The organism is Allobosea sp. Tri-44 (assembly GCF_004123845.1).
Classification (GTDB): Bacteria; Pseudomonadota; Alphaproteobacteria; order Rhizobiales; family Beijerinckiaceae; genus Allobosea.
This window is the reverse complement of sequence record NZ_NBDP01000007.1, coordinates 559,007-583,925: the sequence shown is the minus strand read 5'-3', so window position 1 is coordinate 583,925 and position 24,919 is coordinate 559,007. Positions and strand designations below refer to the sequence as shown.

The following is a 24,919-nucleotide window of genomic DNA, read 5'->3' as shown; positions in this document are numbered from 1 at the left end:
GGATCAGTAGCGCGCCTGGGCGGAGAACAGGCCATGTGGGCGCCACATCAGGACGAGCATCAGCGTGGCGAAGCCGACCGTGTCGCGGAACTGCAAGCCCACATAGGTCGCCACGAGGCTCTCGGCGATGCCGAGGATCATGGCGGCGAAGAAGGTGCCGCGGACATTGCCGAGGCCCCCCATGATGATGATCGGCAGCGTCTTGAAGGTGATGAGCTCGCCCATGCCGCCATAGACGCTGACATTGACCGGCGCGGTGAGGACGCCCGAGAGCGCCGCCAGCGCTGCCCCGAGCACGAAGGTCGCGACGACGACCTTGCGCACCTCGATGCCGACCACGGCGCAGCATTCGATGTTCTGCGAGACGGCCCGCATCGCCTTGCCGATGCGACTGTGGGTCACCATCAGCTCGAGGCCGACAAAGACGAGGGCGCAGATCACGATGATGAGCAGGCGCTGCTCGGCGAGCGAGATGCCGAAGACCGTGACCGGCTCGATATAGCCGCCGTTGAAGAACTTGTAGCCGCCGCCGAAGACCAGGATCACCGTGTTCTGCAGGATGAGCGCGAGGCCGAGCGTCGCAAGGACCCCGGCCTCGGCGGGCATGCCGACCATGCGTCTCATCACGAGCTGGCCAACGACCATGGCGATCAGCGCGGTGGCGATGACGCCGATGGCCACCGAGAGGGGATAGGGCAGATCGAAATACTCGATCGCGACCCAGGCCCCGAAGGTGCCGAGCATGTAGTACTCGCCATGGGCGAAGTTGATTGCCCTGAGCACGCCGAAGATCATGGTCATGCCGACGGCGACGATGGCGTAGACCGAGCCGGTGACGAGGCCGTTGACGATCTGCTCTGACAGCTGGAACAGCACGGCGCCCTCCTCGTCCTTTGCAGCTGGGATCAGCGCGGATAGTCGATGTCGGCGTAGAAGGCGCCCTTGATCGCGGGCTTGCCGTCCTCGATCTGCAGAAGGATCATCGGCAGCTTCGCCTGGTTGTGGTCGTCGAAGGTCACCTCACCGACGGCGCTGTCGTACTTGATGCTCTTCAGCGCGTCGCGGACCTTCGCCCGATCGATGCTCTTGGCCGCCTCGACGGCCTTGCCGAGCAGGCGAACCGTCTCCCAATGCACATAAGCGTGGTTGTTCGGCGCCTCGCGATACTCGGTGGTGAACTTGGCGACGAAGGCCTTGCTCTTGTCGCTGTCATAGGCGGGCAGCCAGGCGGCGGCCTCGACGGCGCCCTCCATCGCCTTGGGAGCGGACTTGATCGTCTTCTCGGTGTTGAACTCGCCATTGCCGATCAGGGGAATCTTGCCGGCGAGCCCGACCTCGATCATCTGGCGCGCCACGATCGGCGTGGTGTCGGCAAGGCCGTACATGATGATCGCCTGTGCGCCGGAGTCGCGGATCTTGGCGAGGACGCTGCGGAAGTCGACCTCCCCTTCCTTGTAATAGTCCTCGGTGAGGATCTGGCCCTTGAAGCGCGGCAGATACTTCTTGGTGAATTCGATCGCCGAGCGGCCATAGTCGCTGTCGACCGAAAGCACCGCAAATTTGGTGAAGCCGCGCTTCTCGGCCGCATATTGCGCCACGACCAGCGCCCGGTTCTCGTCGGTCGGATAGTTGCGGAAGCTCCATTTGAAGCCACCGACGCCAGCGGCGTAGGTGATCTTGGGGTTGGAGGAGGCGGCGTTGATCAACAGGATGCCGGCGTCCTCGACGACCGGCTGCATGGCGAGCGTCACCGAGGAGGAGACGTCGCCGATGAGGAAGTCGACCTTGTCCTGGCTGATCAGCCGGCGGGTCGCCGACACCCCTTCGACCGGTGTGCCCTGGCTATCGGCGGAGAAGACCTGGATCTTCCGACCGTCTATGCCGCCGGCGTCATTGATTTCCTTGGCCGCGAGCTGGGCGCCGCGCAACGAGAAGGCACCATAGCGTGCGTTCGGCCCGCTCATCGGTGCGACGATGCCGAGGCGGATGGCCCCGTCCTGGGCGAGTACCGGCCCGGTCGAACCGAAGCCGGCCATGAATGGTGTCGCGGCAGCGAGAGCCAAGACGAATTGGCGGCGAAGACTATTGGCCATGACCGACTCCGTTCCCGTTTTTGGCCCGCGATTACGTCGCGGTGCTGTTCGGATCGGAAGCGCCTCACCCGGCGAGCCGCTTCGATCCCGGCCGGAGCATGTGATCCGGCAGGAAAAAGACTAGGTCGCAGGCTCTGGATTGCGGAACCACAACTGCATTCTGCCGCCATAGCGAAATTTTATGGCGAGACCTCAAGCGAGAGGCCCGTCTGTGACGCAGCCCTGCATGCATGTCACCGCATCTATGCGCCAGGAGCGGACTCCGACTCCACGCGCGAAAGCAGACTTACAGAGCATGACGACCGCTCTGCTGCGCCACACCTCAGCGCGACATCATCGCAAGCGGCCACATCACGATCTGCGGGAAGATCACGAGCAGCGCGAGCACGATGATCTGGGCGATCATGAACGGCATGACGCCTTTGATGACGCCCGTCATCGGAACCTTCGCGACGCCGCAGACGACGTTGAGGACGGTCCCGACCGGCGGCGTCACCAGGCCGATCGCATTGTTCATGATGAACAGTACGCCGAAATAGACCGGATCGATGCCCGCCTGCTTGACCACCGGCATCAGCACCGGCGTCATGATCAGCACCGTCGGGGTGAAATCGAGCGCGGTGCCGACGACGAGCACCAGCAGCATCAGGATGGCTGTCAGCAGCATCTTGTTGCCCATGAAGGGCTGAACCATCTCGGCAAGCTGCTGGGGGATGTTCGCCGTCGTGATCAGCCAGGCCGAGACGCCGGCGGCGGCGACCAGGAACATGATGACGGCGGTCGTCTCGGCGGCGCGGTACATCAGCCCGAACAGGTCGGGAATCTTGATCTCCCGATAGATCACCACGCCGACGAAGAGCGAATAGGCGGCGGCGATCACCGCCGCCTCGGTCGGCGTGAACAGACCGAATTTGAGACCACCGATGATGACGATCGGCAGCACCAGGGCCCACAGCGCGTTGCGGGTCTCGGTCAGCCGCTCGGCCATGTTGCGCCTGGGTTCGACGCGCGGATTGTCGCGTTTGATGCTCCAGCGCCAGGCGAACATGATCGCGACGCCCATCAGGACGCCTGGCACGATGCCGGCGATGAACAGCTTGGTGATCGAGACGCCGGCGGTGACGCCGAAGATGATCATGCCGATCGAAGGCGGGATGACCGGCGCGATGATGCCGCCGCAGGCGATGAGGCCGCAGGAGCGGTCGATGTTGTAGCCGGCGTTGCGCATCAGCGGGATCAGCACAGAGGCGAGCGCCGCGGTGTCGGCGACGGCCGATCCCGAAAGCGAGGCCATGATCACCGCGGCGATGACCGCGACATAGCCGAGCCCGCCGCGGATATGGCCGATCCAGGCCATCGCCATGGTGATGATGCGCCGTGTCATGCCGCCGGCATTCATCAGCTCGCCGGCGAGCATGAAGAAGGGCACGGCGAGCAGCGGAAAGCTGTTGGCGCCGTCCCACATGTTCTGGATGACGATCTGGGGATCGGTGATGCCCATATGGAGCATCATCACGAGGCCGCAGCCGATCAGCGCGAAGGCGACCGGCATGCCGAGCGCCATCAGCCCCAGCAGCGAGGCGATGAAGACGAAGACGATCACGACCTTGCTCCTCCGGCGGCGTTCGCCTTGACGTCGCGTGCAGCCTCGAGGCCCTCAGCGAGGCCTTCCTCGTGTACGTCGATGAGTTCGTGATCGGCGATCTCGCCGCGTGCGAGCCGGATCAGGTTGGACAGGCAGATCAGGGCGATGGCGGCACCGGTGACGTAGCTGACGCCATAGACCCAGAGCATGCTGATCTGCGCGACGGGCGACGCATTGCCCGCGATGATGTCGTGCTGCAGCCAGGTGCCGTAGAAGATGAACAGTGCGCAGATCAGCATGACGACCTGGCTGATCGCCCAGCAGACCTTGCGCCCGAGGACCGGCAGCGCCTGCACCACCATGTCGACACCGAGATGGCTGCGTCGGTGCAGGCCGATGATGCCGCCGAGGAAGGTCATCCAGACGAAGGCGAAGCGCGGCATCTCCTCCGACAGGTCGATGCCGGTGTTGAAGAACAGCCGCAGCACCACGTTGCCGAAGACCATGACCAGCATCACGGCCATGCAGGCTACCAGGATGATCTCGATCAGGCGGTAAAACCAACTGACCCCGGTTGCGAGCAGATTGCCCATCGATCACCTCGCTGGTGCGTGCGGAGAGTTCGGCCGGCTCGCCACGAGCCGGCCATGCAGGTGCGGTCGCCTTACTTGGCGGCGCGCGCCTTCTCGATCTCGGCGGTGAACCCATCGACGAACTGCTCGCCGATCTGGCTCTTGAACTTGTCGACGACCGGCTTGACCTTGGCCTGGACCTTGCGCAGGTCCTCGGCCGAGACGTGATCGACCGTCACCCCCGCCTCCTTGAACTTGCCGATGACGTCGCGGTCGCCCTCATCAAGGAGCTTGCGCTGCAGCAGCCCGGCCTCGACCGCCGCCTTCTGGACACCGGCCTTGTCGCCGGCCGACAGCGTGTCCCAGAACTTCTTCGACGCGACCAGCGCCACCGGCGTATAGACGTGGTTGGTGATGGAGATGTACTTCTGCACCTCCTGCATCTTGTTCGACCACATGTGCAGGAGCGGGTTCTCTTGCCCGTCGAGCGCCTTTACCTCGAGCGCGGTGAACACCTCGGAGAACGCCATGGGCACGGCGTTGGCGCCGATCGATTTCCAGGTGTCGAGCGCGACGGGGTTGGCCATGACGCGCAGCTTGAGACCGGAGACATCCTCGGCCGTCTTCACCGCGCGGCGACTGTTCGACAGGTTACGGAAGCCCATGCCGGTCCAGGTCAGGCCGACCAGCCCGCTCGGCTCGATCTTCTCGAAGATCGATTTCACCGAGGCGCCGTCGAGGACCGCATAGACCTCCTTCTCGTTCTGGAAGAGGAAGGGCAGATCCCAGACCTGCACCTCCTTCACCCGGGTCGAGAGCGGCGCGAGCGTGCCGATATAGAACTCCTGCGTGCCGGCCTGCACCGCCTGGAGCTGCTTCTCGTCGCTGCCGAGCATGGCGGAATGGAAGGCCTGCACCTTCACATTGCCATTGGTGTAGGTGCCGGCGAGCTCCGCGAACTTGGCCACGGCGGTGGCCTGCGGATGGGTGTCGGGCATGGCATGGCCGATCTTGGCCTTGACCTCGGCCAGAGCCGCCGTGGAGCCCAGCAGCGTCGTCGCCAGCAAAGCCGCGATGGCCGAACGCCGCGAAGTCGAATTGATCATGACCGCCTCCCTGTTCCTGTCGTTGAATGCTTGCGCGCGGATGCGCCCGTGTCGTCTCGATCAGCCCGGCCGCAAAGCCGGGCAGTGTCTCATTTCCGCTGCTTCTTGATCTCGGCGTAGAAGTCGTTGACGAAGGCAGCGCCGATCACCTCGGAGTTCTTCGCGATCACCGGCTCGATCGCCTTGCGGATGGCGTCGAGCTCGGCCGGCGGCATCTCCACCGCCAGCATGCCCTTGGCCTTGAGCTCGGTCAGGACTTCGCCGGCCTCGCGCAGCTCGATCTCTCTCTGGAAGGCACGCGTCTTCTCGGCCGCGGCCTGAACAGCCACCTGCTGCTGGGGCGTCAGGGACGTCCAGAACCGCCTGGAGGCGAGCAGCGCCACCGGCGTGTAGACGTGGTTGGTGACGGTCAGGTGCTTTTGCACCTCGAACATCTTGTTGGCGTACATGTCGACGAAGGGGTGCTCGTAGCCATCGAGCGCCTTCGTCTCCAGCGCCGTATAGACCTCGGTGAAGGCCATCGGCACGGCGTTCATGCCCATGGCGTTGAAGCTTGCCAGCGCCATCGGGCTCTGCATGACCCGGACCTTCAGCCCCTTCATATCGGCGAGCGAAGCGATCGGCCGCTTGCTGTTCGACAGGTTGCGGAAGGCGCCGCCGGACCAGGCCAGGCCCTGCAGATTCATATCGGCAAGGTTGTCGAGCAGGCGGCGTCCAGCCGGCCCGTCCAGCACCGCCGCAGCCTCGGTATCGGTCGCGAACAGGAACGGGAAGTCGAAAATCTGGAGTTCTTTCTTGCGTGCCGCGATCGGCGAGAGCGCGCCCATGTAGAAATCGATCGTGCCCGACTGGGTGGCGATCAGCATCTTCTCCTCGGAGCCGAGTGCCGCATTGCCGAAGACCTCGACTTTGACGCTGCCATTGGTCGCCTTGGCGACCTCCTCGGCGAAGCGCTTCATCGCTGTGGCGCGCGGATGGGCATCGGCGAAGGAGTGGCCGAGCTTGGCGGTCTTCACATCCTGAGCCGAGACCGGCGTGGCATGAGCCGCAGCGATGGCCGCCCCGGCAAGGCCGGCGAGCACGGTCCGGCGCGTTTGGTTGAGCATGGAGACCTCCCGTGGGGCGCGCTTGACTTCGCTCTGGTGGCGGCGCCGATAAGTTCCCATAACGCCGCAGATGTCAGGTTGTCAAACAACTGACAGCATGACAATGTAAGGCAACATCGGGAAACGCCATGCAGCTGTCATCGATCGGATCCAGGCCCAATCTCGCCAATGACGCCGCCGCCGCTTTGGCGAAGTCGATCAGGACGGGCGCGCTGCAGCCGGGCGCGCGCCTGCCATCCGAGACCGAGCTCGCGCGCCAGCTCGGCGTCAGCCGCCCCGTGGTGCGCGAGGCCATCGCCTATCTGCGGGCAGATGGCATCGTCGAAAGCCGGCGCGGCCTCGGCCTGTTCGTCAACCAGCAGGATTCGCTGCGCCTCCGGCGCACCGAGATCGAGGCGTCCGAACAGTCGATCCTGCAGTTCCTCGAATTTCGTCTTGGCATGGAGGTCGAGGCGGCGCAGCTCGCCTCCCTGCGCCATACCCCCGAAGACCTGGCGCGGATGGAAGCCGCCGACGCGGCGCTGAACGCGGCCGACGACATTGGCGAGGAGAGCGCTCAGCACGATCTGGCGCTGCACCTTGCCATCGCCGCCGCCGCACACAATCCCCTGTTCCTGACCGTTCTGCAGTTCGTGTCGAGCCCGCTGCTCAACTCGATCCAGAGCATGCGCAACAAGGATCGCGGCGAAGCCTCGAACATCGCGATCCGCCGTGCTGATCACGCCGCGATTCTCGACCGCATCCGGGCGCGCGATCCGGCCGGAGCCGGAGAAGCGATGCGCAAGCACATCGGCGAATCCTATCGCCGCTACGCCTCACAGATCACCACAGGCGGCCCGCCGCCGGTCCATCCCGCGCTTCAGACGATAGCTGCCCAGGAACGGTGAACGTGACCAACCTGTTCGATCTTTCCGGGCGCACCGCGCTCGTGACCGGCTCGTCGCGCGGGCTCGGCCGTGCCATGGCCGAGGGGCTTGCCGCTGCGGGCGCCGCGATCATCCTCAACGGCGCCGACCAGGGCCGGCTCGACGAGGCCGTCACCGCCCTGACGGCCGCCGGCCATGCTGCGCGCGGCCTGCGCTTCGACGTGACCGACGAGGCCGCGGTCGTTGCCGCGTTCGAGGCGCTAGATGCGGAAGGCGTCGCGGTCGACATCCTCGTCAACAATGCCGGGATTCAGTTCCGCAAGCCGATGCTGGAGCTCGATACGGCCGACTGGCGCCGCGTGATCGACACCAACCTGACCAGCGCCTTCGTCATTGGCCGCGAGGCGGCGCGCCGGATGGCCAGGCGCGGCCGCGGCAAGGTCATCAATATCGGCTCGCTGACCAGCGAACTCGCCCGTGCCACGGTCGCGCCCTACACGGTGGCGAAGGGCGGCATCAAGATGCTGACCAAGGCAATGGCGGCCGAATGGGGCGAACTCGGCATCCAGGCCAACGCGATCGGCCCCGGCTACATGCTGACCGACATGAACCAGGCGCTGATCGACAATCCGACCTTCGATGCCTGGGTGAAGGGCCGCACGCCGGCCCGGCGCTGGGGCCGGCCGGACGAGCTCGTCGGCACCTGCGTCTACCTCGCCTCGTCCGCCTCCGACTATGTCAGCGGCCAGATCATCTATGTCGATGGCGGCATGATCTCGGTGCTGTAGACCGCCCGGCTGTCCGATCACGAGGGCCGACGCGCCGATCGCGCGGCCGCCTGCAAGAATAGAATTCAGGGAAAAGCGCCATGAAGATCACCGCCATCGAGACGATGCGGACCGAGGAGTTCGCCAACGTCCTGTGGGTGCGCGTCCACACCGATGCCGGCATCATCGGCCTGGGCGAGACCTTCTACGGCGCCGGGGCGGTCGAATCTCACCTCCACGACACCCTGTCGATGCGCCTGCTCGGCAAGAATCCGCTGCATATCGAGGCGCTGCATCGCGAGATGTCGAACCTGCCGATGGCGCAGGCCTCGACCGGCGTCGAGTCGCGCGCCACATCGGCCGTCGACATCGCGCTCTGGGATATCTTCGGCAAGGTCTGCGGCCAGCCGGTGCACCAGATGCTGGGCGGCCTCTGCCGCGACAAGCAGCGCATCTATAATACCTGCGCCGGCTACAAATATGTGCGCTCGCACAACATCAAGCCGGTCTCGACCTGGAATCTCGGCGAATCCGCAGGCCCTTATGAAGACCTCGACGGCTTCATGAACCGCGCCGATGCCGTGGCCGAAAGCCTGCTCGAAAGCGGCATCACGGCGATGAAGATCTGGCCGTTCGATCCGCCCGCCATCGAGAACCAGGGAGTCCACATCACGCCGGCGCAGATGAAGAAGGCGATCGAGCCTTTCGAGAAGATCCGCAAGGCCGTCGGCGACAAGATGGAGATCATGGTCGAGTTCCACTCGCTCTGGAACCTGCCGACCGCGATCAAGATCGCCCGCGCGCTCGAGCCTTACAGCCCGACCTGGTACGAGGATCCGATCCGGATGAACTCGCCGCAGGCGCTTGCCGAATATGCGCGCTCGACCACCGTCTCGGTCTGCGCCAGCGAGACGCTGGGCTCGCGTTTCCCCTACAAGGACATGCTCGACCGGGATGCCATGCACATTGTCATGGCTGATCTGTGCTGGACCGGCGGCCTGACTGAGGGCCGCAAGATCGCGGCGATGGCCGAGACCTATCACAGGCCCTTCGCGCCGCATGACTGCATCGGGCCCGTCGGCTTCATCGCGGCGATCCACGCCTCGTTCAGCCAGCCCAACACGCTGATCCAGGAATCCGTCCGGGCCTTCTATACCGGCTGGTACAAGGAGCTCGTCACCGAGATGCCGGTGTTCGAGGACGGCTATGTGCTGCCGATGGAAGGCCCGGGGCTCGGCGTCGAATTGCTGCCCGCCGTCTTCGAGCGCTCCGACCTGACCGTCCGCCGCTCGACCCTCTGAGCTTTCATCTCGGCCGGGGCGCCGACCCTGTCCGGCCTCTTACCTGCGACATCGGACGAGTTCATGCGTATCATCTTCCACGGCGAGAACGCGGCGTCCTTCAGCCACGATTTCAGGGAACTCGTCGGCGGCGAGGCCGACATCCGGATATTGCCGGATGCCCTGGGCGACGAGGCCGACCGGCGCGCCTATGCCGAGGCGGACGTCATCGTCGGCGTCAAGTTCGACAGCACGCTCCCCAGGCCGCAAGGCCTCAAGCTCTTCCATGTCCCCGGCGCAGGCTATGACGCGGTCGATCTGAAAGCGCTGCCGGCCGGCGCGAGTATCTGCAACTGCTTCGGCCACGAGCAGGCGATCGCTGAATACGTGATGAGCGCGCTGCTGGCCCGCCATGTTCCGCTGGCCGATGCCGACCGGCGCCTGCGCCAGGGCGACTGGGCCTATTGGGCCGGCGCGCCGGACCGCGTCCATGGCGAGATCGCCGGCAAGACGATCGGCCTGCTCGGCTTCGGCCATATCGGCAAGGCGATCGCCCGGCGGGCCAAGGCCTTCGAGATGGGGGTGCATGTCGCCAATCGGAGCCCGGTCGAAACGTCCGAGCTGGTCGATGCCAGCTTCACCCTCGACCGGCTGGCGGACTTCTGGGGCGGTTGCGATGCGATCGTGGTTTCCGTGCCGCTGACGCCGGACACGAAGAGCCTGGTCGCAGAAGCCGCCTTCACGGCGATGCGTCCGGACGCCGTCATCTTCAATGTCGGCCGCGGGCCAATCATCGACGAAGCCGCACTCTATGCGGCCCTGAAAGAGAACCGGATCGGCGGCGCGGTCATCGACACCTGGTATCGCTATCCGGGGCCGGCCGACGCCAATCCCCTGCCGGCGACGCTGCCGTTCCACGAACTGCCGAACATCGTGATGACGCCGCACATGTCCGGCTGGACCGGCGGCACGATCCGGCGCCGCCAGCAGACCATCGCCGACAATATCCGCCGCAGCATCGCAGGCGAGCCGCTCGTCAATCTCGTCAGGGCCGCACAGGCCTGAACCCTCTCCAGCAGCCGGCCGCACGAAGCCGGAAACAACGAAGGCGGATGAAGCCGCCAACCAGGGAAACGTCCAATGAAACTCTTCAGGCATCTCAGGATCGCCGGCACGCTGCTGGCACTCGGCGCAGGCATGCTGGCGGCGAGCCAGGCCTCGTCTCAGACGGTCACGGAGATCGTCAAGCGCGGCAAGGTCAAGATCGGCGTCCTCATCGGCGCCCCGCCCTATGGCTCCGTCGACGCCCAGGGCAACGCCATCGGCTACGATGCCGACGTCACGGCGCTCGTCGGAAAGTATCTGGCCGTGCCGGTCGAGATCGTGCCGCTCACCCCGCCTTCGCGCATTCCCGCGCTCGAGGCTGGCAAGGTCGATTTCCTGATCGCGACGCTGGCGCCGACGCCCGAGCGTGCCAAGGCCGTGATGTTCACCATCCCCTATAGCGCCTTCCAGACCGGCATCTACGCCAAGAAGGGCACGCCGATCAAAGACTGGGCGGATCTCAAGGGCCGCAAGGTCGGCGTCAACCGCGGCTCCAGCGTCGAGCGCGAGTTCACCAATCGCGAGAAGGAGCTCAACCTCACCATCCTACGCTTCGAGGACGACGCCACCACCATGCAGGCGCTGTTCTCCGGCCAGGTCGAAGCCATCGCCGGTCCCGATGCGCAGGCCAACGCCGCGATCAAGGCGCGCGGCGAGACCGAGACGGAGCTGAAGTTTGTCTTCGGGATGCAACCGAACTCGATGACCGTCCGCAAGGATGCCTACGAGCTGAGGCAGTGGCTGAACAATACGATCTACTACATCAAGCAGAACGGCGAGCTGAACGCCATTTCCGAGAAGTGGGTCGGCTCGCCATTGCCGCCGCTGCCGACCTTCTGACCAGTCCCCTGAGCTGCCGGCGGAGCATTCCTCCGCCGGCTTTGCGCGCCACGCAGGGGAGGGATCATGCGGTATCAGTTCCAGTTCGAAGCGGTCTTCGCCGAAGCCGGCCGCATCCTCAACGGCGTGCTCCTGACGATCGGGCTGTCCTTCGGCGCGATCGTGCTGGGCCTCGCGCTCGCCGTGCTGCTCGTCGCCGTCAAGAGCCTGTTCGGCCGCTGGGTCGGCATGCTTGTCGACGCCTATGTCGAGCTGATGCGCAACACGCCCTTCCTGGTGCAGCTCTTCATGATGTTCTTCGGGCTGCCGCTGATCGGCATCCGCATGTCGGGTACCGAAGCTGCGCTGCTCGCCATGACGCTGAACCTCGGTGCCTACGCGACCGAGATCATTCGCGCCGGCGTCGACTCGATTCACCGCTCGCAGATCGAGGCCGGCCTGTCGCTCGCCATGACGAAACGCCAGGTCTTTCAGTATGTCGTGCTGATGCCGGCTCTGGCGCGGGTCTGGCCGGCGCTGTCGAGCCAGTTCGTGCTGATGCTGCTGGCGTCCTCGATCTGCTCCTTCATCTCGGTGCCGGAGCTCTCCGGCACGGCGGCGATCATCGAGCAGAACACCTTCCGCAGCTTCGAGACCTATATCGTCGTCACGCTGATCTATCTGGCACTGGCGCTCAGCCTGAAGGTCTCGCTCCTCTGGCTCGGCCGGCGGATCTTTCCGCGCCTCTCCAGTCTCGACCGGCTCGACGCCAAGGCGGAGGCTGCGTGATGGTGACCTTCGGTTGGCCTGAGGCCTTCTTCATCTTCCGCGCCGCAGGCTGGACGCTGCTGCTGACCGCAATCGCCTTCCTGATCGGCGGCCTCATGGGCGGCGTACTCGCCATCCTGCGCCTGTCGCGGATCAAGCTGCTGCGCCGTTTCGCAGCCGGCTACATCCTGGTGATCCAGTCGATCCCGGTGCTCATGGTGCTGTTCATGAGCTATTACGGGCTGTCGCTGTTCGGCATCGAGCTGCCGCCCTTCTTCGCCGCCTCGGCCTCGCTCGCGATCTATGTCTCGGCCTATCTCGCTGAGATCTGGCGCGGCTCGATCGAATCCGTGCCGTTCCAGCAATGGGAGGCTTCGGCCTCGCTGGCCCATTCGCCAGCGCAGACCTATCGCTACGTGATCCTGCCCCAGGCGATCCGCATCTCGCTGCCGCCGACCGTCGGCTTCCTGGTGCAGCTCGTGAAGAACACCTCGATCGTCTCGGTGGTCGGCTTCGTCGAACTGTCGCGGGCCGGGCAGCTCGTCAACAACGCGACCTTTCAGCCCTTCCAGATCTTCACGCTGGTGGCGGCGATCTACTTCGCCATCTGCTTCCCGCTGTCCCGGCTCAGCCGCCATCTCGAAAAGGTGATGAATGCCAGCCGTCCTCATTGAAGACGTCCACAAGAGCTACGGTTCGCTGGAGGTCCTGAAAGGCGTGTCGCTCGACGTCGAGCCCGGCCAGGTCGTCGCGCTCATCGGCCGCTCGGGCTCCGGCAAGTCGACCTTGCTGCGCTGCGTCAACGGGCTGGAGGCCTTCCAGTCGGGGCGCATCGAAGTCGCCGGCCATGCGGTCGACCAGGACCAGAAGCGGCTGCGCGAGCTGCGCAAGGACGTCGGCATCGTCTTCCAGAGCTACAATCTCTTCCCGCACCTGACGGTCGGGCAGAACATCATGCTCTCGCCGCGCATCACCAAGAACGTGCCGCAGGCGGAAGCGCTGGCGCTGGCGAAGGACGTGCTCGCCCAGGTCGGGCTTTCCGACAAGTTCGACAGCTATCCGGACAATCTCTCCGGCGGCCAGCAGCAACGTGTCGCGATCGCCCGCTCGCTGGCGATGAAGCCGAAGGTGATGCTCTTCGACGAGGTCACCTCCGCGCTCGATCCCGAGCTGACCGGCGAGGTGCTGCTGGTGATGGAGAAGCTCGCGCGGGACGGCATGACGATGCTGCTCGTCACCCACGAGATGAACTTTGCCCGCAACGTAGCCAACACCACGGTATTCATGCATCAGGGCAGGATCTGGGAAAGCGGCCCGTCGGCGCAGCTCTTCGCCGAACCGGGGACGCCTGAGCTTCGCAATTTCGTCGGTGCTGGCAAGCATTGAGCAGGCTACGCAGCCGCGCAGCGCCGGCCAAATGAGCCGTCGTCAGGGCTCGCGCGCGACGCGGAAGCCGTTGGTGTAGAAGCGCACATCGGCCTCGTATTTGAAGCGGGCGGCCGAGCGCAGATAGCGTGGATCATTGTTGAAGGAGCCTCCGCGCAGCACGCGCTCGCGGCATCCAGGCAGCACATGGGCACTGCCGTCGCGCGGTGCGGCGCGATAATTCTCGCTCCAGCAATCGGCGACCCATTCGGCCGCGTTGCCAGCCATGTCATAGAGGCCGAAGGCGTTGGGCGGATACTGGCCCGAAGTGACCGCGCTGCGGCGCGGCTGATCGTTGCAGCCCAGGCAGTTCGCGCGGTCCTTCTCCACGGTCTGGCCCCAGGGATAGGTCGTCGTCGTGCCGGCACGCGCGGCATATTCCCATTCGCTCTCGCTGGGCAGCCGATAGCGCTTTCCCGTTTTGGTCGAGAGCCAGGCGAGATAGGCGTTGGCGTCATTCCAGTGAAGATCCGTGACGGGGCGCTTGCCGCGCCCCAGCCCGCGATCGTCAGGCCGGTAGTTGCAGCCTCCCTCGTTTACACAGCGGTCCCATTCCTCGAAATTCACTTCGCGCGTGCCGAGATAGAAGCCGCGCACGGTAACGGGGTGAATGGGCTTCTCGAATTCGTAGAGATCGTTCGAACCCATCTGGAAAGAGCCCGGCGGTATCGCCGTCAGTTCGGGGCAATCGCTGCAATCGCGGATCGGGCCCGTCTTCGGCGCCGGCGGGGCGGGCGTTGCGGCCGCCGGAGGCCGAGCGGCCGAGGCTGCAGCCGCCCCGGGCCTGCCGCGATAGAGCTGCTCGCGGGCGCGCGCCAGCGCCGAGAAACGGCCGTTCGGATAGGAATCGAGATAGGCGCGGTATTCGCTGGCATTCTCGCTGTTGCGGATCGATTCCCAGAAGGCGAGCTCGAAGGCGTCCGGCGAGGTGTCGGAACTTGGCGGTGACAGGATGACGGCGCGGTTCGCCTGCGCCATCGCGACGGGCTGGCCGATGGGCGTCACCACGAGCCCCTTTGGCGGCGCCGATGAGAGCCAGATTTGCTGGCTGCGCCCGCTCGCCTTCGCCACGGCGTCGCGCACGCGCTCGACTGCCGCCGCCATCTCAAGGCCAGGCGTACGGATCGCCTTCAGCCACTCCTCGACCGCGCGATTGCCACGGGGACCGGAATCCGCGACCGTCTTTCCCGGCGCGGCGGTGAACATCACCGCGACGGTCTCGAGCCGCTCGGTCGCACGCAGGCCCTTGCCTCGCGCCTGCCAGGGATTGTCGCGGCTGGCATCGATTAGCACGAGGGCGCTGGACGGCTTGGCAATGATCAACGGATCGATCACCTCGTCGAGATCGACTGCATCCTGCACCGGATTGGGCGAGATCGGCACGAGGAAATCGCGGTCGCGCTGCTGCACGGCGTGACCGGAATAGAAGACAACGACCGCAGCGCCGGGGCGCAGCTTGCCGGCAAACTGAGCGATGGCCTGCCGCATGTCCGCACGGGGCCCATTTTCCATCGCTACGACGTCGAAGCCGCCTTCGCGCAGAGCAGCAGCAACGGCGCGGCCCTGTGTCGACGCCTGGGCCAGGGCCGCATCGGGATAGGCGCCGTTGGCGATCACCAGTGCAACGCGGGTTGGCGGCGTAGCCTCCTGCGGCAGGGCAGGGATTGCCGCGAGCGTGACGAGCGCGACGGCGAGGACGAGGGAGCGCAACCAGTCCATGCTAGCGACCATCTATCATCAGCGGCGTCTCGGGGCGCAGTTTGCCGCAGTCTCAGCGCACATAGATCGTGATCTTCTGCGACATCACCGGCGGATCATGCGGCGTGTGGGTGTGGTCCCCAAGCAATAATTGCAGCGTATGAGGCCCTTTCGGCAAGGTGACGACAACCTCCGTTTGACCATTGCCGAGATGGATATTGTTGTAATCGGACGGGATCGGCTGGCCGGGTGGGCCGGGATCGGTGTCGATCAGCAAATGGTGATGACCGGTCGCTGCGTGCTCGACGCCAGCCGGCGCGACACCCATGTTGCGCAGCCCGATCCGGACGGTGAAGCGCTCCGGCACGCGTAGTCCGTCGAGGGGATAGTGAAAATAGACGAGAGCGCCGGGCGGCGGCTTCTGCCGCTTGGCGGGCTGCGCCAGCACATTGGTTGCCCAGAAGGGGCCGGCCATCACGCAAGAAGCCGCCAGGAGACCAGCCACGCTACGGCGCGAAATTCTCATCGACGCCTCGCCGATTTGCGGCCGCCCGGCATCACCGTGACGGTGATGCGCTCCGACATGACCGGTGGATCGTGCGGCACATGGGCCGCGTCCGCGAGAAGGAGCTGCAGCGTATGCTTGCCGGGCGGCAGGGTGATGCGCCGCTCCGTCTGGCCGCCGCCGAGATGAATGTGGTTGAGGTCGGACGGGATCGGCTCACCGAGCCCCGGCGTCGGCACATCGACCAGCAAATGATGGTGCCCGGTGTTCGGCTTGGCGACGCCGGCGGGCGCGACGCCCATATTGCGCAGCCCGAAGCGGATCGTCGAGCTCGGGAAGATCGTCGCGCCGTCCTTCGGATAGATGAAGTAGACGGCGGCGTCGTTGGGCGCAGCTGTACGCGCGCGGCCCACTCCTGCGACCGGGGCTGCAGATGCCACGGAGCCAGCCTGCACGGTGTCGACGACGCGCACGCGGATTCGCTCGGACATCACCGGAGGATCATGCGGGACATGCTCGTGATCGCCCAGGAGGAGCTGCAGCGTATGCTCGCCGGGGGGGAGCGAGAGCTCGACCTCGGTCTGGCCGCGTCCGAAATGCAGATGGTTGAAATCGCTGGGGATCTCGCGGTCGAGCGCCGGCACCTCCGCGTCGACCAGCAGATGGTGATGGCCGCCATTGGCGCTCATCGTGCCGGCGGGCGTGATGACGATGCCCTCGATGCCGAAGCGGATCTTCGCGCGGGTCGGAATCGTGGCGCCATCCTTGAGGTCGATGAAGAAGACCCGGCCGCCGGAGGCGGCGGCGGTGCGCGGCTTCTCGGCCGGATCGGCCGCGACCTCGACGGTGATCCGCTCGGACACGACCGGCGGATCATGCGGTACATGAGCATGGTCGGCGAAGAGAAGCTGGAGCGTGTGCCGGCCTGGCGTCAGCGCGATCTCGGCCTCGGTCTGCCCGCCGCCGAAGTGGATGTGGTTGAAGTCGCTCGGGATCGGCTGGTCGAGCGCCGGCAGCCCGGTGTCGATCAACAGATGATGGTGCCCGGCATTGCGCCTCGCCTGCCCGGCGGGCGCGATCTCCATGCCGCTGATCGCGAAGCGGACCGTGAGCTTGCCGGAAACGCGGTCATTGTTGGCGAGGCCGACGAAGCTGAGCTTGGCGGTTGCCGGGGCCGGGCTGCGCTGCATCGCGCGCGCCTGGGCCGCAGCCTCGCCGACCGGAAGAGCAATGGCCATGGCGCATGCCAGAGCCGCCGGTACCAGGGTGGGTATAAGGCGAAGCGCCCTCGATGGCATCGACGTCTCCCCATCCATGAGACGAGTGCGGGCAGGCTACCAGCGCGGCAGCACGTCCACAAGCGGAACACTTGGCGCTGACGTAGCTGGAGCGGCTTTGTTCTGGCGCCCGGTGAAGTCATGCGGTAGCCTGACGCGAGGAAGGGACCATGATCCTCATCGCCAGACTCTGCGGGCTGATCATGCTCATGCTGACGAGCCTCGCCATGGCGGCGCCGGCTTCGGAGCGGCGTGTTGCCCTCGTCATCGGCAATTCCAGCTACCGCAACGCGCCCGTTCTGCCGAATACGGTCAATGACGCCCGCGACATGGCCGCGGCGCTGCGCAAGGTCGGCTTCGAAGTGGTCGATGGTATCGATCTCGACAAGCGCGGCATGGATACGGCGCTGACCCGCTTCGCCCGACTGGCGCAGGACGCCGATTCCGTGATGTTCTACTTCGCCGGCCACGGCTTCCAGTTCAACGGCGAGAACTACCTCGTGCCGGTCGAGGCCAAGATCGAGGATGAGGCCGGTGTCCAGTACGAGACGACGCGGCTCAACGACGTCGTCACGGCGCTGAACTTCGCCAAGGGCGTCAAGATCATGGTGCTCGACGCCTGTCGCAACAATCCGTTCGTCAATCAGCTCGCCAAGAGGCAGGCGACGCGTGGATTCTCGGTCGGCTCGGGCCTCGCCCCCGTGGCCCGGGCGCAAGGCATGGTCATCGCCTATGCGACGCAGGCCAACGACGTCGCCGCCGACGGCACCGGCCGCAACAGCCCATTCACGGCGGCGCTGGTGCGCGAGATCGACCAGCCTGGGCTCGAGGTGGCGACGATGTTCCGCCGCGTCCAGAAGAGCGTCTACGATGCCACCGCGGGGCGGCAGACGCCGGAGCTCTCGCTATCCTTGCTCGGTGATTTCTACCTCAATCTCGCGGAGACCGATGCCAGCGTCTGGCAGCGCATCCGCTCCACTGACGAGCCTGACGTTCTCAAGGACTTCATCCAGCGCTATCCCGCCAGCTCCTTGTCCATCGACGCACGCACGCGCCTCGACCTGATCGAGCGCCGCTCGATTGCGGCAAGCGAACGCGACAGGCTGGTGCGCGAATTCGCAGAGCGTGAGCGGGCGCTGCTCGAACGGCTCGAACAGGCCGAACAGGGGCGTAAGCAGGCCGCGACCGACCTTGCCCGGCAGGAGCCCGCCGAGCCGGCGCGGCCGCCGGCCGCGACCAACGATACCCCACAGGCGAAGCCGGTTCCGATCCCGCCCAGGCAAGCGGCCAGGGACCCGGCCGAGCGTTCCCGGCTCGCGGACGAACTGGCTCGCCGTGAGAAGGAACTGGCCGCGCTCGAAGTCGAGAAACGGCGCCTGGCCGAAGAGCGTCGCAATGTCGAGCAGGCGATGGCAGCGCGCCTCGGCACGTTGGCGCCCTCGTCGCCCGATCGCTTGACACAGCCCCAGGCCGTGCCGGCGAGCGCGCCGCGCCCGGTGGAGCGTCGCGTCGATGCCCCGGCTGCGACGATGCAGACCAGGGCGCAGTGCAGCGAGCTTCTGCTGCGGGCCCAGCTCGGAGAGTTGACGCCGGCAGCACGCGAGCAGCTTCAGCAATGCCGCTGAGCGGCGCTGACGGGGGCGGCGGACACCTCACACGGCAGGAGGAGTGAAGCATGTCGATCCTTACGCGCTTCAGCCGCATTCTGATTCCGCTGACGCTTCTGGCGAGCGCCGCTACCGCGCGGGCGCAATCGGCGCCGCCACCCGTACCGGTGCCTTTCCCGCAAGCGCTGCAGAAGGCGGCCGACGACCTCTTCGGCAAGGCGGCGCTCACTGACCAGCAGGTCGATCTCGTCATCGACCCCCTGATCGACGCGGCCTCCGGCTCCCAATCGACCGCCACCCGCACGATGCAGCAGACCCTGATCGAGATCGTGCGCAAATCCTATCCGCGCTTCACCGTGCATTCCTTCGACAGCGCCTCGCTGGCGCGCAAGCCGGTCGTTCTGGTCGGCACCTTCACGGCCGTGAACAACAGCGGAGCGACGGACGGCGCGCGTGACGCCTACCGCATCTGCCTGACGCTCGCGGACCTGAAGTCGAACAGCGTCGTCTCGAAGGGCGTGGCACGTGCCCGGATCGAGGGCGTCGACGTGACGCCGACCCAATACTATAGCGACGCGCCACTCTGGGCGAAGGACCAAGCCACCGACGTCTATATCAAGACCTGTCAGGGCACGAAGCTCGGCGAGACGATCGACCCCGCCTATGTCGAACGGCTGACTGCCAACGCCTTGGTCAATGATGGCATCCTTGCCTATGAAGCCCAGCGCTTCCGCGAGGCGCTCGCCTATTATCGGGCGGCGCGCACCCTGCCGGGCGGCGAGCAGCACCGGGTCAGAATCGGGACCTATCTCGCCGCCAGCAAGCTCGCGCGGCGTGACGATATGGTCGACGCCTTCGGGGATCTCATCGATTACGGCCTGGGCGCCAACCAGCTCATGGTGAAGCTGCTGTTCAAACCCGGGACCACGCAGTTCATCGACGATCCCCGGATCACCGAACCCTATCCGATGTGGCTGAGCCAGATTGCGACGCGCGCACGCCAGAAGGGCGCCTGCCTGGAGGTCGTCGGACACACCTCGCGCACCGGGCCACCGCAGGTGAACGAGCGCCTCTCGGCGCTTCGTGCCCAGTTCGTCATGGATCTGCTGTTGACCGGCATGCCGGAAGATCGCGCTCGCATGATCGCGAGTGGGCGCGGCTTCAAGGAAAATCTTATCGGAACCGGCAAGGACGACGGCAGCGATGCGCTCGATCGGCGGGTGGAATTCAAGGTCATCGGCTGCTGACAGGTGGCCTGTTAGGAGATGGATCAGGCCCATCATACTAATCATCCTGAGATGCGTCGAAACGAGGTGACCTGAACGCATTCACGTCATGCCGACGGGACTTGAAACCAAGCCTTTCACTACGGTTATAAGGGCACCTAGACGCAATCGGGATGGGGTGTCCGCATGGCCAAGGATTTCGCCGGCAAGAGAGTGATCGTGATGGGCGGCAGCCGGGGCATCGGGCGCTCCATCGCGCTCGGGTTCGCGGCGGGCGGCGCATCCGTTTCGATCTGTGCTCGGGGCACGGGACCGCTCGAAGCGACCCGCCGGGAGATCGAAACGCTCGGCGTCGCCGCTCACGGCGCCAGCGTCGACCTCGCCAATGCGGATGCGATCGGGGCCTATGTGCCCGCGGCCGTGAAGGCTCTCGGAGGGCTCGATGTCCTCGTCAACAACGCCTCCGGCTTTGGCCATTCCGATGATGAGGAGGGGTGGGCAGCTTCGCTCAACGTCGACATGATGGCTGTTGTCCGCGGCAGCCAAGCGGCGATCCCTCACATGAAGCCGGGTTCGTCGATCGTGAACGTCTCGTCGATCTCGGCCCTGCGAGCCTCGTCCCGTTCGGCACCTTACGGCGCTATCAAGGCAGCCGTGATGCACTACACGGCGAGCCAGGCGAAAACGCTGTCGAAAAAGAGCATTCGAGTGAACTGCGTCGCGCCCGGTTCGATCGAGTTCCCAGGCGGCACGTGGGAAGACCGGAAGACGTCGAACCCCGAGCTCTATCAGTCGACGCTGGCCAGCATTCCCTTCGGCCGGATGGGTAAGCCCGAGGAGGTCGCCCAGGTGGTGCTCTTCCTCGCCTCCGACAAGGCCAGTTGGGTCACCGCTCAAACCCTGGTGGTCGACGGCGGTCAGCTCGTCGGGCCCTGATCTCAATCGGCACTCGCAATTGCTCGACCTCGCCGCGCGGGGCTGATCTCGGTCGGGCTCGACTTGGCGTGGGCGTGACGCTCGAACAAAGTCTGCTCTGGGGGGCTGTCAAACCGCGGATTGCAGTCTTCGAGGAAATCGAGGCAAGAAGGAACGTACTGAATCGTTCGAGCTTGTCGGTTTGCCGAGCCGGCAGTCTGGCGGGCAACTGGATGTTCTGATGGTTACACGCGTAGAGCTCGTGTCGCGGCTGGAGCGGGCGTTCCTCGACCATGGCTACGAGCACTTGACCATGACCGGCCTCGCCAAGGCCGTCGATGTCACGCGGCGAACGCTCTACAACTACTTCAGCAGCAAGGAACAAGCCTTTCGCTTCCTGATCGAGAACGTCAACGCGCAAGCGGTCGAGATCGGGATGGCGGCCGGGCGAGAAGCTCTGGCAGACGGGCGAGACGCCGCCGAGATTCTGGCGACCATTCTCGATACGCGATACGGCAATACGCGCCGGCGCCTGGCGACATCGCCGCACGCCATCGAGATCAATGATCAGGCGTTCCGGCGCTGCCGCGACATCATGATCGCCTCGGCGCTCGGGTTTCAGTCCGAGCTCGCGCGCTTTATCGGCGAGCTGGAAGGGGCAAGTCTCTTGCAGGTCAAGCCGGATGTCGGCCCCGAGGCTTTGGCGCAACTGCTCGCCGATGGCGCGCGTGGCACCAATCAGAGCCTGCCTCCGATTGATCCAGCCAAGCTGCACCAGCGCTATCACAGTATGGTCCGCGCGCTGCTTCATGGAGCGACGCGGCCCGCGATCTGACGAGGCGGGCCGATTGGCCAAAAACGTTGCGACGAAGACACTGGTCGGCGCGAAACGAGTACCGCTTCGCCGTGTTGTGAACGGCTGTTCAAAAGGGCTCGGCAGCGAGGCCTCCGGCGCAGGCTGCGCGGCTGTACTTGCACTATGTCGAGCGAACAATAATTGCCCGGCGTGCGAGCGCAGCAGGCGGGGGATCGGATGCAGACGCTGGAAGCGGAGATCGAGCGGCTGCTCGCCCAGCCGCTGTTCGATTGCGCCGTGCATCGCCTGGCCCAGGGGTTCTTGGCAGTGCAGACCGCGGCGCCCCGGCTGGCCTCGCAGTTCTCGACCCAGCAGCGCTGGCTGATGTCGCATGCAGCACTGTCCCGCTATTTTCGTGGGCTCGACCTCGGCCGGCCGGGATTGTCGCAGCGTGAGTTCGTCGAGGAGGTTCTCGCTCATGGCCTGGCGAGCCGAAACACCGCTGCCTCCTTCTTCACCGAGGCGCTGCAATACGGGCTCGTCCAGCCGACCAGGACGCATGCTGGTCTGGTGGAGCCTGCGCCTTCGACCCTGTGGGCGCTGACCGAATGGTACGCCGGCCATCTGGCCGCGCTCGATTCGCTAGATGATGGTGCCAGGACCTCGCGGTTGCAGGCCGCGGACGGTGCTCTCCTGAAGGGGATCGAGCCTGCCACCGCTGATGCTCTGCTGTCGTCCACGGTGATCCGCGTGCCGCCGCCAGGCTATGCGGTGTTCGCCTCGGTCGACGAGGGCGGCAGTCTGATGGATCGGCTCATGGTGGGGGTAGACATCGCCGCAGCACGCGACGAGGAGAGGGCGTTGACTGACGTAAGCTCCGTCTCTGCGCTCGCCCGTCCGTTCAATCTGTCCCGGACACATGCCGGCCGGACGCTTGCCGCAGCGGCGGCAATGGGCAGTCTCGGCTGGAGCGGCGTGCGCGGGCGCTCTCCGATCTGGCTGTCGCGAGGCTTCCGCGATGAGTACGCAGGGTTTCAGGCGGCTAAGCTCGCCATCATCGGCGCAGCCTTCGCGCAAGCCGTAGCGATTTCGCCGCCAGAATTTCCGGACGAGAGCACCGCGGCGGGAGCTGTTCGCGAAATCGTAGGCAGCCCGGCATGCTGACCAGGGCTGAGGATGCAAACGCGCCGATGCGGGCAATTGCCGAGCGGCTCGACGCCTTGCCGTTCTGCCGCCTGCGGCTTGCGCTTTTCGGCGTCCTGACCCTCGCTCTCTTCGCTGACATCGCCGAGGTCGCGCTCGGCAACGCCCTGGGGGCAGTGTTCCAGGCGCCGCCCCGCACGATGACGCAGGCCGAGCTGTCGCTGTTCCTCGCGGCTATCTTCGCCGGTGGCGCCGTGGGAGCCCCCGTCTTCGGCATGCTCGGTGACCGCTTCGGCCGCCGGCTCACATTGCAGGTGGCGCTGGTCCTGATCGCAGTCGGCTCGCTTGGCGCTGCGGCGAGTCATAACCCCATGACTCTGATCGGCTTCCGCATCCTGTCGGGCCTCGGCATCGGGGCCTGCCCACCGCTGATCGCCGCCTACATGGCCGATGTCATGCCGCCGCGCTGGCGCGGCACCCTGTCATGCCTGTGTGCCGGCCTCGCCTTTCTCGGCGCGCCAGCCATCATCTTCCTGATGCGCGCGGCGTCGCCGACGCTGCTTGCGATCGAGGGCTGGCGCTGGGCTCTCGGCTCTGGTGCATTGGTCGCTGTCGTCGCAGCGGGCCTGCTTGCGCTCTTGCCGGAATCGCCGCGCTGGCTCGCCGCCGCTGGCCGTTTCGCCGAGGCCGAAGCTGCGCTGCGGCGCTTCGGTGCGCGAAGCAAGGTGCCGTTGACTGCTCCGGATGGAGCTGGAGAGGCATTCCAGACGGCGCTCGATCGCCCGCAGGTCGCTCTGGGACGCCGACTGCTTTTGCTGTGCACCCTTTATGCGCTCGCCCCTTGGGCGACGATCGGCTTTCCGCTGATGAGCGGAGCGGTGATGGTGGCAAAGCAGTTCAGCATCGGCGATTCCGTCATAGCGGCCGGCCTGATCATGTTCGGACCGGCACTCGGCAATCTGCTCGTCGCTCCGGTGATCGACCGGATCGGGCGCAAGGCCAGCCTGATCGGCGCCGCGGGTATCATGGCCGTGCTGGGCCTGGCCTTTGCAGCCGCAACCACCTTCCTGCCTCTTGTCGCCCTCGGTATCGCCTTCGCGCTGGCCAGCGCCATCTATGCCAGCGTCCTCGCCATCTACGCGGCCGAGATCATTCCGACCGAGCTGCGGGCCTCGCGGACATCCATGGCGTGGGGGGTAGGCCGCTTCATCTCCATCTTCGTGCCGTTGGTCTTCTTCGCGCTGATCCACCAGGTCGGAGCCTGGAGCATGTTCGTGCTGATTGCGGTAGCCCTGGGTCTGAGCGCGGTGCTGGTCGCGGCTGTCGGACCACGGGGCCGATCGCAGCAGGCGGTCGCCTGAGGCCGATCGGCAGGCCAATTCGGCGCCACGGTGAACGGCTGTTCGCATTCGCCCCGCTGCGCATTGATCAAAAGGGCCGATCGGGCATTATCCGATATGACCATTTTTGAAACTCGTATTGCGCAGTTTCGAGCAATTTGAGAAATCTGCGGCGTTCCGAGCACAGCGATCCTCTCGTTGAGCGACATGGCACGGCCGACAGGACATTGCGGATGAACTGGTCGGGCGGCCCGTCGGTGTGAGGAGCTATCGCGGGGCGAGGCGCCGGCGGCATGATTGGGGTGGGGGCGTGACAGCAGTGCACATTTTGTTCGGTCCAGCGGTGCTGGGCATGGCTCTCGCCATGGGCGCGGGTTCCGCCGTCGCGCAGTCGACGGCTCCGAAACCTGCCAGCCAGCCCGCGGCACCGTCCACGCCCGCCGTTCAGCCGGTGTCGACGGAGCCCAGCAGCACCACCGCGAGCTTTGGTGACTGGACGCTGCGCTGCCAGCGCGTCTCGGACAATCCCAAGTCGGCCCGCATCTGCGAAGTCGCGCAAGTCCTGCAAAGCCAGGGGCAGCAGGCCCCGATCGCCCAGGTCGCCGTCGGCCGCGCAGCCGCCGGGGAGCCGCTGCGGGTCACCGCCGTGATGCCGATCAGCATCTCTTTCCCCAGCGTCGTGCAGATTGCCATCGGCGAGAAGGACGCAAAGCCGCTCGAGCTCGGCTGGCGGCGCTGCATTCCGAGCGGATGCTTTGCCGATGCGGCGCTTGGCGATGAGACGGTCAAGCAGTGGCGCAAGGCGAGCGAGCCCGGCCGGATCGTCTTCAAGGATGCCGCCGGGCGTGACCTCGCCTTGCCATTGTCGACCCGCGGGCTCGATCAGGCTGTCGAGGCCCTCGCCAAGGAACGGCTCTGACC

The 24,919-nt window shown here is 65.7% G+C and carries 24 protein-coding genes; 15 read left to right on the top strand and 9 right to left on the bottom strand.

Features of this window, described 5'->3' with window-relative positions:
* Positions 1 to 3: 3 nt before the first annotated feature.
* The 6 genes from B6S44_RS09175 to B6S44_RS09150 form a co-directional block, all read right to left on the bottom strand.
* Positions 4 to 876 carry a branched-chain amino acid ABC transporter permease gene (locus tag B6S44_RS09175; protein ID WP_129156571.1) on the bottom strand — a complete coding sequence of 291 codons (873 nt, stop codon included), beginning with the start codon at positions 874 to 876 and terminating at the stop codon, positions 4 to 6.
* A gap of 29 nt (positions 877 to 905) precedes the next feature.
* Complete coding sequence (locus tag B6S44_RS09170; RefSeq protein ID WP_248309517.1) at positions 906 to 2,036, bottom strand: ABC transporter substrate-binding protein; 1,131 nt, start codon at positions 2,034 to 2,036, stop codon at positions 906 to 908.
* A 379-nt stretch (positions 2,037 to 2,415) separates the two neighbouring features.
* Positions 2,416 to 3,696 carry a TRAP transporter large permease gene (locus tag B6S44_RS09165; protein WP_129156569.1) on the bottom strand — a complete coding sequence of 427 codons (1,281 nt, stop codon included), beginning with the start codon at positions 3,694 to 3,696 and terminating at the stop codon, positions 2,416 to 2,418.
* Positions 3,693 to 4,271: a TRAP transporter small permease gene (locus B6S44_RS09160; RefSeq protein WP_129156568.1), complete on the bottom strand. Its 579-nt coding sequence runs from the start codon at positions 4,269 to 4,271 to the stop codon at positions 3,693 to 3,695. The genes B6S44_RS09165 and B6S44_RS09160 overlap by 4 nt, the downstream gene beginning before the upstream one ends.
* A 71-nt stretch (positions 4,272 to 4,342) precedes the next feature.
* Complete coding sequence (locus B6S44_RS09155) at positions 4,343 to 5,356, bottom strand: TRAP transporter substrate-binding protein (protein WP_129156567.1); 1,014 nt, start codon at positions 5,354 to 5,356, stop codon at positions 4,343 to 4,345.
* Between the two features lie 89 nt (positions 5,357 to 5,445).
* A complete protein-coding gene (locus B6S44_RS09150; protein ID WP_129156565.1) occupies positions 5,446 to 6,462 on the bottom strand; it encodes a DctP family TRAP transporter solute-binding subunit in 1,017 nt (338 codons plus the stop codon).
* Positions 6,463 to 6,590: 128 nt separating this feature from the next.
* Between B6S44_RS09150 and B6S44_RS09145 the strand changes: the two genes are divergently transcribed.
* The 8 genes from B6S44_RS09145 to B6S44_RS09110 all read left to right on the top strand — a co-directional run bounded on the left by B6S44_RS09145 (position 6,591) and on the right by B6S44_RS09110 (position 13,452).
* Positions 6,591 to 7,349, top strand: a complete 759-nt coding sequence (locus tag B6S44_RS09145; RefSeq protein WP_129156564.1) for a FadR/GntR family transcriptional regulator — start codon at positions 6,591 to 6,593, stop codon at positions 7,347 to 7,349.
* A gap of 2 nt (positions 7,350 to 7,351) precedes the next feature.
* On the top strand, positions 7,352 to 8,116 hold the full coding sequence (locus B6S44_RS09140; RefSeq protein ID WP_129156562.1) for an SDR family oxidoreductase: 765 nt from the start codon (positions 7,352 to 7,354) through the stop codon (positions 8,114 to 8,116).
* A gap of 80 nt (positions 8,117 to 8,196) precedes the next feature.
* Entirely contained in the window at positions 8,197 to 9,396 is a 1,200-nt protein-coding gene (locus tag B6S44_RS09135) for a mandelate racemase/muconate lactonizing enzyme family protein (protein ID WP_129156561.1), read from the top strand.
* Between the two features lie 63 nt (positions 9,397 to 9,459).
* A complete protein-coding gene (locus B6S44_RS09130) occupies positions 9,460 to 10,440 on the top strand; it encodes a 2-hydroxyacid dehydrogenase (protein ID WP_129156560.1) in 981 nt (326 codons plus the stop codon).
* 75 nt (positions 10,441 to 10,515) lie between these two features.
* Positions 10,516 to 11,319: a transporter substrate-binding domain-containing protein gene (locus B6S44_RS09125; RefSeq protein WP_129156559.1), complete on the top strand. Its 804-nt coding sequence runs from the start codon at positions 10,516 to 10,518 to the stop codon at positions 11,317 to 11,319.
* A 66-nt stretch (positions 11,320 to 11,385) separates the two neighbouring features.
* A complete protein-coding gene (locus tag B6S44_RS09120) occupies positions 11,386 to 12,087 on the top strand; it encodes an amino acid ABC transporter permease (RefSeq protein ID WP_129156557.1) in 702 nt (233 codons plus the stop codon).
* The gene (locus B6S44_RS09115) at positions 12,087 to 12,740 is read left to right on the top strand and encodes an amino acid ABC transporter permease (protein WP_129156556.1); all 654 of its coding nucleotides are present in this window, start codon (positions 12,087 to 12,089) and stop codon (positions 12,738 to 12,740) included. Before B6S44_RS09120 ends, B6S44_RS09115 begins: the two co-directional genes overlap by 1 nt.
* The gene (locus B6S44_RS09110) at positions 12,721 to 13,452 is read left to right on the top strand and encodes an amino acid ABC transporter ATP-binding protein (protein ID WP_129156554.1); all 732 of its coding nucleotides are present in this window, start codon (positions 12,721 to 12,723) and stop codon (positions 13,450 to 13,452) included. The genes B6S44_RS09115 and B6S44_RS09110 overlap by 20 nt, the downstream gene beginning before the upstream one ends.
* A 42-nt stretch (positions 13,453 to 13,494) precedes the next feature.
* Here B6S44_RS09110 and B6S44_RS09105 read toward each other — a convergent pair whose 3' ends face one another.
* The 3 genes from B6S44_RS09105 to B6S44_RS29735 all read right to left on the bottom strand — a co-directional run bounded on the left by B6S44_RS09105 (position 13,495) and on the right by B6S44_RS29735 (position 16,932).
* Positions 13,495 to 15,201 carry an SUMF1/EgtB/PvdO family nonheme iron enzyme gene (locus B6S44_RS09105; RefSeq protein ID WP_164985766.1) on the bottom strand — a complete coding sequence of 569 codons (1,707 nt, stop codon included), beginning with the start codon at positions 15,199 to 15,201 and terminating at the stop codon, positions 13,495 to 13,497.
* Between the two features lie 61 nt (positions 15,202 to 15,262).
* Positions 15,263 to 15,715 carry a DUF4399 domain-containing protein gene (locus B6S44_RS09100; protein ID WP_248309504.1) on the bottom strand — a complete coding sequence of 151 codons (453 nt, stop codon included), beginning with the start codon at positions 15,713 to 15,715 and terminating at the stop codon, positions 15,263 to 15,265.
* Positions 15,712 to 16,932, bottom strand: coding sequence for a DUF4399 domain-containing protein (locus B6S44_RS29735; protein ID WP_211200711.1), 1,221 nt, complete (start codon positions 16,930 to 16,932; stop codon positions 15,712 to 15,714). The genes B6S44_RS09100 and B6S44_RS29735 overlap by 4 nt, the downstream gene beginning before the upstream one ends.
* Before the next feature lie 209 nt (positions 16,933 to 17,141).
* On the opposite strand from B6S44_RS29735, the gene B6S44_RS09085 reads away from it, so the two are divergent.
* The 7 genes from B6S44_RS09085 (at position 17,142) to B6S44_RS09055 (ending at position 24,917) form a co-directional block, all read left to right on the top strand.
* Entirely contained in the window at positions 17,142 to 18,596 is a 1,455-nt protein-coding gene (locus B6S44_RS09085) for a caspase family protein (RefSeq protein ID WP_129156552.1), read from the top strand.
* A 50-nt stretch (positions 18,597 to 18,646) separates the two neighbouring features.
* The gene (locus B6S44_RS09080; protein ID WP_129156550.1) at positions 18,647 to 19,825 is read left to right on the top strand and encodes an OmpA family protein; all 1,179 of its coding nucleotides are present in this window, start codon (positions 18,647 to 18,649) and stop codon (positions 19,823 to 19,825) included.
* Between the two features lie 165 nt (positions 19,826 to 19,990).
* On the top strand, positions 19,991 to 20,740 hold the full coding sequence (locus B6S44_RS09075; RefSeq protein WP_129156548.1) for an SDR family NAD(P)-dependent oxidoreductase: 750 nt from the start codon (positions 19,991 to 19,993) through the stop codon (positions 20,738 to 20,740).
* 220 nt (positions 20,741 to 20,960) lie between these two features.
* Positions 20,961 to 21,554, top strand: coding sequence for a TetR/AcrR family transcriptional regulator (locus tag B6S44_RS09070; protein WP_129156630.1), 594 nt, complete (start codon positions 20,961 to 20,963; stop codon positions 21,552 to 21,554).
* Positions 21,555 to 21,752: 198 nt separating this feature from the next.
* Complete coding sequence (locus B6S44_RS09065; RefSeq protein WP_129156547.1) at positions 21,753 to 22,679, top strand: hypothetical protein; 927 nt, start codon at positions 21,753 to 21,755, stop codon at positions 22,677 to 22,679.
* Positions 22,673 to 24,019 (top strand): MFS transporter, encoded by a 1,347-nt coding sequence (locus tag B6S44_RS09060; RefSeq protein ID WP_129156545.1) that lies wholly within the window; start codon positions 22,673 to 22,675, stop codon positions 24,017 to 24,019. Before B6S44_RS09065 ends, B6S44_RS09060 begins: the two co-directional genes overlap by 7 nt.
* A 331-nt stretch (positions 24,020 to 24,350) precedes the next feature.
* Positions 24,351 to 24,917, top strand: a complete 567-nt coding sequence (locus B6S44_RS09055) for an invasion associated locus B family protein (RefSeq protein WP_129156544.1) — start codon at positions 24,351 to 24,353, stop codon at positions 24,915 to 24,917.
* The last annotated feature ends 2 nt before the right edge of the window (positions 24,918 to 24,919 follow it).